The sequence below is a fragment of the Micromonospora sp. ATCC 39149 genome (assembly GCF_000158815.1).
Lineage (GTDB): Bacteria > Actinomycetota > Actinomycetes > Mycobacteriales > Micromonosporaceae > Micromonospora.
In genome coordinates this window covers 217,817-228,295 of the sequence record NZ_GG657738.1, presented here as the reverse complement: position 1 = coordinate 228,295, position 10,479 = coordinate 217,817, and the positions used below count along the sequence as shown (strand labels likewise).

General features: G+C 74.0%; 11 protein-coding genes. 5 read left to right on the top strand and 6 right to left on the bottom strand.

Going from position 1 to position 10,479, the window contains the following annotated elements; all coding sequences use genetic code 11:
- Positions 1–478 (top strand): molybdenum ABC transporter permease (locus tag MCAG_RS01015; protein WP_036371818.1); only part of this gene is annotated, 478 nt, incomplete at its 5' end.
- Positions 475–1,569 (top strand): ABC transporter ATP-binding protein, encoded by a 1,095-nt coding sequence (locus tag MCAG_RS01010; RefSeq protein ID WP_007071140.1) that lies wholly within the window; start codon positions 475–477, stop codon positions 1,567–1,569. The genes MCAG_RS01015 and MCAG_RS01010, both read left to right, overlap by 4 nt.
- A gap of 13 nt (positions 1,570–1,582) precedes the next feature.
- Here the strand turns inward: MCAG_RS01010 and MCAG_RS01005 are convergent, their stop codons facing one another.
- Together MCAG_RS01005 and MCAG_RS01000 are read right to left on the bottom strand one after the other, a co-directional pair.
- Positions 1,583–2,059, bottom strand: coding sequence for a cellulose binding domain-containing protein (locus tag MCAG_RS01005; protein ID WP_007071139.1), 477 nt, complete (start codon positions 2,057–2,059; stop codon positions 1,583–1,585).
- A 217-nt stretch (positions 2,060–2,276) separates the two neighbouring features.
- The gene (locus MCAG_RS01000) at positions 2,277–3,410 is read right to left on the bottom strand and encodes an N-acetylmuramoyl-L-alanine amidase (protein ID WP_036371814.1); all 1,134 of its coding nucleotides are present in this window, start codon (positions 3,408–3,410) and stop codon (positions 2,277–2,279) included.
- 309 nt (positions 3,411–3,719) lie between these two features.
- On the opposite strand from MCAG_RS01000, the gene MCAG_RS00995 reads away from it, so the two are divergent.
- The 3 genes from MCAG_RS00995 to MCAG_RS00985 all read left to right on the top strand — a co-directional run bounded on the left by MCAG_RS00995 (position 3,720) and on the right by MCAG_RS00985 (position 7,399).
- Positions 3,720–5,399, top strand: a complete 1,680-nt coding sequence (locus tag MCAG_RS00995) for a serine/threonine-protein kinase (RefSeq protein WP_036371813.1) — start codon at positions 3,720–3,722, stop codon at positions 5,397–5,399.
- Between the two features lie 193 nt (positions 5,400–5,592).
- On the top strand, positions 5,593–6,333 hold the full coding sequence (locus MCAG_RS00990) for a hypothetical protein (protein WP_157547788.1): 741 nt from the start codon (positions 5,593–5,595) through the stop codon (positions 6,331–6,333).
- Between the two features lie 100 nt (positions 6,334–6,433).
- Positions 6,434–7,399, top strand: coding sequence for a hypothetical protein (locus tag MCAG_RS00985; protein WP_007071135.1), 966 nt, complete (start codon positions 6,434–6,436; stop codon positions 7,397–7,399).
- 77 nt (positions 7,400–7,476) lie between these two features.
- Here MCAG_RS00985 and MCAG_RS00980 read toward each other — a convergent pair whose 3' ends face one another.
- From MCAG_RS00980 to MCAG_RS00965, 4 genes are all read right to left on the bottom strand, one after another.
- Positions 7,477–7,881, bottom strand: coding sequence for a YchJ family protein (locus MCAG_RS00980; protein WP_007071134.1), 405 nt, complete (start codon positions 7,879–7,881; stop codon positions 7,477–7,479).
- A gap of 66 nt (positions 7,882–7,947) precedes the next feature.
- Positions 7,948–8,604, bottom strand: coding sequence for a C39 family peptidase (locus MCAG_RS00975; protein ID WP_036371812.1), 657 nt, complete (start codon positions 8,602–8,604; stop codon positions 7,948–7,950).
- 246 nt (positions 8,605–8,850) lie between these two features.
- Complete coding sequence (locus tag MCAG_RS00970; protein WP_007071132.1) at positions 8,851–9,960, bottom strand: magnesium and cobalt transport protein CorA; 1,110 nt, start codon at positions 9,958–9,960, stop codon at positions 8,851–8,853.
- Positions 9,961–10,036: 76 nt separating this feature from the next.
- Positions 10,037–10,479 (bottom strand): sortase domain-bontaining protein (locus tag MCAG_RS00965; protein WP_007071131.1); only part of this gene is annotated, 443 nt, incomplete at its 5' end.

Here is a 10,479-nt window from a genome sequence, read left to right as displayed (position 1 = left end):
GGCCCTGTTGCTGGTCTTCGGCCGCCGGGGCCTGCTCGGTGGCTGGCTCGACGCGGCCTTCGGCGTCACCCTGCCGTTCACCACCGCCGGGGTGGTCCTGGCCGAGGCGTTCGTGGCCATGCCGTTCCTGGTTATCGCCGTGGAGGGCGCCCTGCGCGCCGCCGACACCCGGTACGAGGAGGCCGCGGCCACCCTGGGCGCGGGCCGGTGGACGACGTTCACCCACGTCACCCTGCCGCTGGTCGCCCCGGGCGTCGCGGCCGGCGCGGTGCTGTGCTGGGCCCGCGCCCTCGGCGAGTTCGGCGCGACCATCACCTTCGCCGGGAACTTCCCGGGCCGTACCCAGACCATGCCGCTGGCCGTCTACCTCGCCCTGGAGACCGACCTGGAGGCCGCGATCGTGCTCAGCCTGGTTTTGCTCGCCGTCTCCGTGGCGATCCTCGCCGGGCTCCGCGACCGCTGGGTCACCGCCCCGTGACCGCCGCCGGTCCGCGCCCGCCGGGCGCGGGGACGCCGCTGCTGGACGCCCACCTCGTCGCCGACCGGGGCGCGTTCCACCTCGACGTGGCCCTGCGGGTGCGGCCGGGGGAGGTGGTCGCGCTGCTCGGCCCCAACGGCGCGGGCAAGACCACCGCGCTGCGCGCCCTGGCGGGCCTGCACCCGCTGACGGCCGGGCACCTGACCCTCGACGGGATCGAGCTCGACCGCCCCGACCGGCGGGTGTGGGTCCCGCCGGAGCGCCGTCCCGTCGGCGTGGTCTTCCAGGACTACCTGCTCTTTCCGCACCTGAGCGCCCGCGACAACGTCGCCTTCGGGCCCCGCCGGCGCGGCGCGGACCGGCGCGCGGCCCGCGCCCGCGCCGACGCCTGGCTGGACCGGGTCGGCCTCGCCGACTACGCCCGGCGCAGGCCCCGGCAGCTCTCCGGCGGTCAGGCCCAGCGGGTGGCGCTGGCCCGCGCGCTCGCCGTGGACCCCGTCCTGCTGCTGCTCGACGAGCCGCTCGCCGCCCTCGACGCCCGTACCCGCCTGGACACCCGCGCGGAGCTGCACCGCCACCTCGGCGCGCATTCCGGCGCGACCGTGCTGGTCACCCACGACCCGCTCGACGCGCTGGTGCTCGCCGACCGGCTGGCCATCGTGGAGGGTGGCCGGGTGGTCCAGGAGGGGGACGCGGCCACCGTCACCGCCCGCCCCCGCACCGACTACGTCGCCCGTCTGGTCGGGCTGAACCTGCACCGGGGCCATGCCGACGGCCGGCGCGTACGGGTCGGGGGACTGACCCTCACCGTCGCCGACAGTGTCGTCGGCGAGGCGTTCGTCGCGTTCCCGCCCGCCGCCGTCGCCCTGCACCCGGCGCGGCCCGACGGCAGCCCGCGCAACACCTGGCCCGCCACCGTGTCGGGGGTACGGCGGCACGGGGACCACCTGCGGGTCGAGCTCGGCGGGCCGCTTCCGGTGGCCGCCGACGTCACCCCGGCCGCCGCCGCTTCGCTGCGCCTGCACCCGGGGCAGGTGGTGTGGGTGGCGGTGAAGGCCACCGAGACGCGCGCGTACCCGGCGGGCGCCTGACCCCCGCCCGGGGTCAGGTCGCGCTGCACGCCAGCGGGCCCGGTGCCGGCGGGGCTCCGGCGCCGGTGAAACCGACCCAGATCGCCTGCCCGGCGGCCAGGTTGCCGTTGTAGACCTGGTTGCTGAAGTGGACGGTCCCGGTGGTGCCGTCGGCCCGGGTGGCCTGCGTGAGCCCCACCGTCGTGCCCGCCGGCAGCGTGACGGTGAACATCCAGCTGCTGGTGCCGGTCGGGCCGGCCGTGACCTGGATGGAGGCGTTGAAGCCGGAGCTCCAGGCGTTGACCTGCATCGAGGCGGTGCAGCTCGCGGACAGGGCCGAACGGTGCTCCATGGCCCCGACCTGGCGGCCCTGCCCAGCTGCGCTGGCGGCCGGTCCGGCGGCGGTGAGCACCAGACCGGTGGCGGTGACGACGGCTGCGGCGGCCAACGTCGCGCGCCGGCCCGTGCTGGTCCTGGTGCCTCCGCTTGCGCGGACTGCTGGGGTGCTCATGCCTGGGTGTCCTCCGATGTGGAGCGGTGTGTCGCCGCGCGGTCGGCGACATCAGCACCGGTCGACACATGTTATCGACATGTTTCGATAATATCCAGGGTGCCTTTCGGGGGTTATGCGGAGAAGTGTTACGAGGCGCGACAGTCCGTCGTCGAGCGTGCTCCGCCCCCGACGGGCAGTCGGCGGCCGGTGGGGCCCCGCCCCACCGGCCGGCTCGTCAGTGCCGCCGCAGCGACTGCCGGACCACTCCGCCGACGATCGCGCACCACGTGCTCGTGTCCACCCTGCCGTCCGGCGGCAGGCTGTGCAGCCGCTGCACGTCCTGCACTGCCCGGCGGGTGGCGTGGTCGAACTCGCCGGTCACCGCAACGTCGGCGTAGCCCTTCCATTCGAGGATGAACTGCACCGCGCTGACCGGCGCGCCGCTGGCGTGCTGGTCCAGCTCGGGAGCGAGGGTCTCCCAGGTGGGCGTCGTGAGGGTGGCGTCCACGTCGACCGGGATGCCGTTGCGGGCCTGCCAGTCCTGGACGGCCGCGACGGTGGCGGCGTCGAACGTGCTGTTCACCGGCACCATGTAGCCGCGGTGGGTGAGCAGGTACTGCACCACCCGCACCGACGGGGAGCTGACGAACCGCCACAGGTCCGGCCAGCGCCGGGCCGGCACGTCGCCGGGGCTGGTGCCCAGCTCGCGGAAGACCCGCCGGCGCAGCTCGGGGAACTGCCGATAGAACGCCGCCCCCGGGCAGGCGGTGGTGCGGAAGTCCCAGTGGCCGAAGATGTCGTGGGCGTGCAGGCCGTACTGGCGGCCGATCGTGGCACAGAGCCGGACCAGCGAGTCCAGCAGCGCCTCCGGCGGGGTCTCGTCGACGTACGTGCCCTCGTTCTCGATCCCGATGGCACGCCCGTTCTCGCCCGGGCAGTGCGCCGAGACCATCTGCCGGTCGCCGGCGGCCAGCCGTTCCAGGCTGCCGTGCCGGCCCTCCAGCACATGGCCGCCACGGCTGACGGTGAAGTGCTGGCCGGTGTCCGACCAGCCGTTGCCGTCCATGTGCAGGTTCTGGCAATCCTGGGCGAGCTTCACGGCCTGCTCGCGGGAGTAGTCGGTGACGTTCGGAAACGCCATGTGATGCACGATGATCTTGTTGGTGGCGATCCCGCTGACCGACAGGGGGTCGGCGGGCGGCCGGGCGCCCCACTCGTCGCAGTCGATGATCCAGTCCAGCCCCGGATCGGACGCCGCCAGCGCGGAGGCGGGGGACGCGAGCTGCGTGCCGACCACGGCGACCGTGGCCGCGCCGAGCCCGGCCCGCAGCAGGGTACGGCGGTCGAGCTCGGGATGGTCGAAGTGCATGGCATCTCCTCTGTGGCCGGTGACGGCACATGGATGAAAAGGAGCTCCAGGGGGAACGTGTGATGTGGAGGATATTGCCGCCGGGGTCCGAGCGCCAGGGGTTCGTCCGCCCCGGCGGGCCGGCTTCACCTAGCCTCCTAGGATGCCCTAGGGGCAGTGGCGCTCGCCGCCACACATCGACGAGCAGACACACAGAGCAAGAGATGCACCCGTTGCGCCGATGGCCGACTGGACGGCACCGGTCAGAATGAGCGGCGTCGAAGTGGGTGTGCGCGGGCGAGCGCCCGGGGAAGCGGTGGAGACCGTCGAATGAGCGGCAACAGCTGGCTGGTGTCCGGCTACACCGAGGTGCGTGAGCTGGGCTCGGGCGCGTCCGGTCGAGTGGTGCTGGCCACCCACGACGCGACCGGCACCCCGGTCGCCGTGAAGTACCTCGTCGGTGGCCTCGGCGGTGACCCCTCGTTCCGCGACTCCTTCCGCACCGAGGCCCGCTTGCTGGCTGACATCGACGACCCGCACGTCTCCCGGCTCTACGAGTACGTCGAGTCGCCCACCGGTGCGGCGATCGTCATGGAGCTGGTCAACGGCGTCTCGTTGCGGCAGATGCTGCGCGCCAACGGGCCGACCGGGCCGGAGGCTGCGCTCTGCGTCCTCAAGGGCTCGCTGACCGGCTTGGCGGCGGCGCACGACCGGGGCGTGGTGCACCGCGACTACAAGCCGGAGAACGTGCTGGTCACCGCAGCGGGCGAGAGCAAGCTCGCCGACTTCGGCATCGCCATGCCGATCGGCGGGGAGTCGGCCACCACCGTCACCGGCACTCCCCGCTACATGGCGCCGGAGCAGTGGACCGGCGCGGCGGCGGCCCCGGCCTGCGACATCTACGCCGCCACGGCCACCTTCTTCGAGTGCCTGACCGGCCGTCCCCCGTACGACGGGCGGAGCCTGCTCGCCCTGCGCGACCAGCACGCCAGCGCGCCGATTCCCACCGAGCCGGCGCCGCAGCCGGTGCACGAGCTGCTCCGCCGGGGGATGGCCAAGCGGCCCGACGAGCGCCCCCAGCCGGCCCAGGTCTTCCTCGGTGTCCTGGAACAAATCGCGGGCGGGGCCTACGGGCCGGACTGGGAGGAGCGCGGGGTGCGGGAGCTGGCCCGGCGGGCCGCCCTGCTGGCCGCGTTCTTTCCGTTTCCCGACGGATCGAGCGGCAGCACCAGCGTGGCCAGCACGGTCCTCCAGCCGGACGCCGGGTTCGGCACCGGCCGGGAGATCCGTACCGGCCGGCGCATGCGCACGGGGCGGGCCCGCACGGCCCTGGTCGGCGGGGCGCTGGTGGCGGCCGTCCTGGTCGGCGGCGCCGGCTACCGCTACGCCTCCGGTGCCGAGCCCGACGCCGCAGCGGCGGTGGACTCCGGGGACCCGACGGGGGCGGCGACGCCGACCTCCGGCACGGGTTCCGCCTCGGCCGCCCCGGAGGCTACGGCGAGCCCGCCCGATGGCACGCCGTCGCCGACCCCGACGCCGACAACCGCGGGCCCGACCGCCACCGCGCCGGCCACGACGCGCCCGCCGTCGCCCACGAGCCGGCCCTCCCGCACCCCGACGCCCACCCCGAGCGCGAGCACGTCGGCCCCGACGTCGGACGTCAGCGCACCCTCCGTGGGGTCGCCGAGCACCACGTGGACCACGTTGGACCCGAGGGGCTGCCCGTACGGGCCGGTCTCGACGACGGTCACGGTGAGTGTCAGCGACGTGGGTTCGGCCCCCAGCGAGCTGCGGGTGACGTTCCGATACACCATCGGAGGGCGGTCCACCACCGTGGGCATGACGTCGGTGGGGAAGGACGTCTTCCAGGGCACGCTCGGTCCGTTCGCCGCGCCCGACACGACCGCCCGCATCCCGGTGTCCGTCACGGCGGTCGACGCCGCCGGCAACTCCGCCGGGCCGGTCGGGCCGACGTACGTGAGCCTGCAGTCGTTCTGTACCCCGGGCTGACCGGGTCGGGTCCACGAGGATGACGGAGGGGGCGCGTTGAGCAACCCGAACGAGCCGACGGCGGCGGTGCCCGCCGACAGCGCGCCGACGGCGGCGCCGCCCAATTCCGGGCCGGGCGGGTGCGGCGGAGCCCACCGTCGACCTGGGCCGCACCGTCGACCTGGGCCGGACGGCCGGGCTGGGGCGGACGCGGGTGTCCGGGGCCGCCGAGCCGACGGTGTACCTGGCCGGGGGTGCCGAGCCGACCGCCCGCCTCGCGGCGACCGGGTTCGATCCGGACGCCACCGTCGCCGGGTCGGTCGCCTCTCGTACCGTGAGCGCCTTCACCGAGCCCACGGTGGCTGGCGCGACTGCGTCGGCCACCGTGGGCGGGTCGGCTGCGGGGGCGTCGGGGGGCGGGTCGCTTGCCGCGACCACCGTCGCGCCGTCGGGCGAGACGCGGTTCGGTCCCGGGGTGCCGGCGGGGCCGCCGCCAGGCCCGGCCTGGCCGCAGCCGGGGTCGGGGCCGGCGCGGCGGTCCCGGTCGGTGTGGCGCCGGGTGGTTTCGGTGCTGTCCACGCTGCTCACCGTCGCGTTGCTGGTGGCCGTCGGATTGTTCATCTGGCAGCGGTTGAGCCCGCTGGAGATCCAGGGGGTCACCGTCGCGGTGAGTGATCCGCCGGGCAACCGGTGCGACGTGACCGTGGAGGTCGCGGCGACGGTGCGTACCAACGGCAACGCCGGCACGATCCGTTACCAGTGGCTGCGTTCCGGTTCGCCGCCGGGTGCGCTGGTCAGCGAGCGGGTCGGCCGGGGGCAGCGGACGGTGAGCCTGCCGTTGAAGTGGTCCTTCACGGGCGTGGGCACGGTGCGGGAGACGGCGACGATCAACATCGTGGAGCCGTCGGTGACGCAGGCGGGCACGGAGGTGCGGTACACCTGCCGTCGGCGTTGACACCTCGGCCGCCGTCGTGGGTGGGGTGCCGTTTCCGTGCGTGTGGGTCAGGGTAGGGGGACGTCTGGCGTGTGACCCCTGCTGTGAAGGACCCTTTGCGATGAGAGACAACATGGGCGACGCGGCGGGCGACGCCCTGCGCGCGGTGCTGCTCTTCCTGCCCAAGGCCGTTGGTTTCGTGGCGATCCTGGTGGCCGGTTGGCTGGTGGCCAAGGCCGTGGTGAAGATCGTGGACAGGGTGCTGGAGCGGGTCGGGTTCGATCGGATGGTGGAGCGCGGCGGGATCAAGACCGCGCTGGCCCGGTCCCGGTACGACGCGAGTGAGATCGTGGCGAAGCTGGCCTACTACGGGGTGCTGCTGGTGACACTGCACCTGGCCTTCGGCATCTGGGGGCCGAACCCGATCTCGGACCTGATCGCCGCCGTGGTCGCGTGGCTGCCGCAGGCGTTCGTGGCGATCGTGATCGTGGTGGTGGCCGCGGCGATCGCCCGTGCGGTGAAGGACATCATCAGCAGCGCGCTGGGTGGCCTGTCGTACGGGCGGGTGCTGGCGAGCGTCGCGTCGGTGTTCATCCTCGGGCTGGGTGTCATCGCGGCGCTCAACCAGGTCGGGGTGGCGACGGCGGTGACGACGCCGGTGCTGGTGGCGGTGTTGGCGACGGTCGGCGGCATCCTCGTCGTCGGCGTCGGTGGCGGGCTGATCCGTCCGATGCAGAGCCGATGGGAGGCGTGGCTGAGCCGGGCGGGGCAGGAGTCGCGGGTGATCGCGACGCACACGCGGGCGTACCAGGCGGGGCGGCGGGATGTGGCGGAGCGGCTGGCCGCGACGGCTGCGCCGGCGGCGGACGACGCCGACCGCACGCAGGTGGTGCCGCGGGTGGGGGAGGGCGGCGGGTACGACGAGTCGGAGCGTACCCAGCCGGTGGGCCCGTACGCCGGGTCCGAGACGACCCGGCCGATCCCGCCGTATCCGCAGGGCGGTGGGGAGCATGACCGGTCGGCGGGTGGGGGCGACGAGGCCACTGTCGTCATTTCCCGGCCGGACGGGGGTGTCGCCGGCAGGTGAGGCGCGCCGGGTGGGCGGTCGGTGCCGTACCTGGTGGTGCCGGGCTGCTGGTCGCGGCTTGGTCCCGGTGGCGCGGCTCAGTGCGGTAGCGCGTCGAGGTAGACCCAGCGGCCGTCCTCGCGGGTGAACCGGCTGTGTTCGGTGAGCGTCGCGGGCTGGCCGGCCTGGCGGTAGTGGGCCCGGAAGGTGATGGTGCCGGTGGTGTCGAGCAGCCCGCCCCGGTCGGTGCCGAGGATTTCCAGCCGGGTCCATCGTTGGCCGGGGTCGGGGCGCAGCCGGGCGGGGCGGGTCGAGGAGTGCCAGCTGTGCAGCAGGTAGGCGGTGTCGCCGACGGCGAACGCGCTGAACCGGGACCGCATCAGCGCTTCGGCGGTGGACGCGTCGGCGTCGCCGCGGTGTAGCCTGCCGCAGCAGTCGGGGTAGGGCTGGGCGGTGCCGCAGGGGCAGGGGCCGGTCGCCGGGTCGCGGTGTCGGTTCGCCACGGTGTCATCCTGCCGTACGGACGTGAAAAGGGCCGGCCCCGGTGGGGGCCGGCCCTTCTCTGTGGGTCAGGAGGTGGCGTAGCCGCGGGTGGCGATCCAGTCGGCGAGGTGGTCGACGGTGATCCAGTAGCTGGCCTGGTCGGGGTTGGCCGAGTCGGCGATCTTCACGACGTCGCCGTTGTCGCGGTAGCCGACGACGCTGATGTAGTGGCCGCCGGCGAAGGAGTGGCTGACGCCGTCGGTGTCGGTGGCGGTGCCGGCGATGTTGGCCACCACGGCCCGGCCGTCGTCGATGGTGCGGACGATGTCGGCGCGCAGGGTCTTGGTCTGCTTGTCGTCGGCCTTGCCGGTGCGGATCTCGACGCTGCGGTAGGCGTCGGCCTTGCCGGTCTCCTTGTTCAGCACGGGGGTGATGTCGTTGATGGAGTTGGTGCCGGCCTCGGTGGTGCCCATCTGCTTGGCCATGGTGTCGACGTCGATGTCCTTGCCCTGCACGCTCAGGGCGTTGCGGGCGGCGGCGGGGCCGCAGTAGTAGAAGTTGGGCTGCGCCTCGTAGCGCACGTCGAGCTCACGGTCGCCGGCCGGGCGGCGCTCGGCCTGCACGGTGGCGGCCCGCTCGGCGGGAGTGGCCTGCGCGGCCAGCGCGGGGCCGGCGATCCCACCGGCGGTGGCGGCGATACCGGCAACGATCAGGGCGGTCCTACGAATCAGATCGGTACGCATGATCAGCGTGCTCCTCTGCTCGGGGGAACGGCGCCACCAGGGTGCGGCGGCACCGCGAACACATCAAGAAAGGGGAGACGACCAGGCGGGCCAGAAGACCGGCGGTCGTATGCCAGATACAACGCCCCGACCCCCGACCCGATTCCACCGCCACGGTGACCCGGCCCACCGGACACCGCCTGACAAACCGGACACCCACCCCGATCGGGGGGCGGCCCGGACCGGGCGGGGGCGTCAGGGGCCGGCCTACAGCCAGCCGGAGCGGCGGAACAGTCGGTGCAGCACCAGCGCGGTCGTCGCCATCAGCAGCAGCGCCCCGCCGTAGCCGTAGCGCCAGTGCAGCTCGGGCATGTGGGTGAAGTTCATCCCGTATATGCCGGCGACGGCGGTCTGGGTGGCGGCGATCGCCGCCCACGCCGCGATCTTGCGCATGTCGTTGTTCTGCTCGACGGCCAGTTGCGCCAGCCGGGACTGAAGGATGGAGTTGAGCAGGTCGTCGTACGTGCTGACCCGGTCGACGGCCCGGGTCAGGTCGCTCTCCACGTCGGCGAACCAGCGGCGCAGGGCCGCCGGTGGGCCGTCGGCGGGCTGCCCGGCCAGTGCGCGCAGCGGCGCCTGCGCCGGCAGCACGGCCCGCTTGAACTCGACGATCTCCCGTTTGAGCTGGTAGATCTGCGGAATGTCGGCGGAGCGTTCGCGGGCGAAGACCGTTTCCTCCAGCCGCTCCAGGTCCGTCTCGACGTGGCCGGCGACCTCCAGGTACAGCTCGACCATGCGGGCGCAGACCGCGTACGCCACGGCCCAGGGGCCCTCGGCGAGCACGGCCCGGCGGCGCTGGATGTCCTCGCGCACGGCGGCGAGCGCGCCGGCCGCGCCGTGCCGGACGGTCACGACGAACCGGTCGCCGAGGAACACCATGACGTCGCCGGTGTCGATCACCTCGGAGGTGTCGGTCAGCTCCGTGTGCTCCACGTATCCGGCGGTGCGCAGCACCAGCAGAGTCACGTCGCCGTGCCGTTGCAGGGTGGGTCGGTGCCCGTCGGTGAGGGCCTGGGTGACGCTGAACTCGTCGAGGCCGAAGGTTCGCCCGACTGCGGCCATCACCGCCGGCGCGGGATCGTGCAGGCCCAGCCAGACGAACGTCCGTCGGCCGCGTCGGCTGCGCGCGTACGCGTCGGCGTAGTGCGGGCGGCCGGGTTGGCGCTGGCCGTCGACGTAGATCGCGCAGTCGACGACGGCGTCGGGGTTGGCGCGGCGGACGGCCGGTGGCGCGGAGTGGGTCGGTTGGCGGAGCGCCCGGCGCAGCAGGGCGGGCAGCCGGCCGCGCCATCGGGCCCGCCCAGGTTGCTGGTCCACCGGTCACCTCCGCCTCGCCGGGACTGACGGCAACCGTAGGCGATCTTCCGGCGCGGTGGCGGCCGGGGGGTGTGGGTCAGGGCACGGCGGTGGCGAAGACGACGATGTTGTCGAGGTACGCGCGGTCGCGCTCGTCGAACCGGCCGCCGCAGGTGACCAGGCGCAGCCGGGGTACGGGGCCGGTGCCGTAGACCAGCGCGGTGGGGAACCGCGTCTTCGGGTACGCGCCGACGCCGTCGACGGCGAACGTCGCGACCCGGGAGTCGGCGCGGGCGATCTGGATGCGGTCGCCGGGCCGGAGCCGGCCGAGGTCGAAGAAGACGGCGGGGCCGTTCTCGCGGGAGTCGACGTGCCCGACGACGACGGCGTTGCCGGCCTCGCCGGGGCTGACGCCGAGGCGGTACCAGCCGGCGACGGCCGGTGGGCCCGCCGGGGGGACCTCCCGTTCCCGGCGGCGCTGGCGGCGACCGGCACCACCCCTTCGACCGTCGATCGCGGCAATGGTGAGGCGGACGGGGG

What these genes read in the sequence shown, in the direction of transcription:
- MCAG_RS00985 (WP_007071135.1), top strand. Translation starts at nt 6,434, where the DNA reads ATGAGAGACAACATGGGCGACGCGGCGGGCGACGCCCTGCGCGCGGTG.
- MCAG_RS01000 (WP_036371814.1), bottom strand. Translation starts at nt 3,410, where the DNA reads ATGCACTTCGACCATCCCGAGCTCGACCGCCGTACCCTGCTGCGGGCC.
- MCAG_RS00995 (WP_036371813.1), top strand. Translation starts at nt 3,720, where the DNA reads ATGAGCGGCAACAGCTGGCTGGTGTCCGGCTACACCGAGGTGCGTGAG.
- MCAG_RS00975 (WP_036371812.1), bottom strand. Translation starts at nt 8,604, where the DNA reads ATGCGTACCGATCTGATTCGTAGGACCGCCCTGATCGTTGCCGGTATC.
- MCAG_RS01005 (WP_007071139.1), bottom strand. Translation starts at nt 2,059, where the DNA reads ATGAGCACCCCAGCAGTCCGCGCAAGCGGAGGCACCAGGACCAGCACG.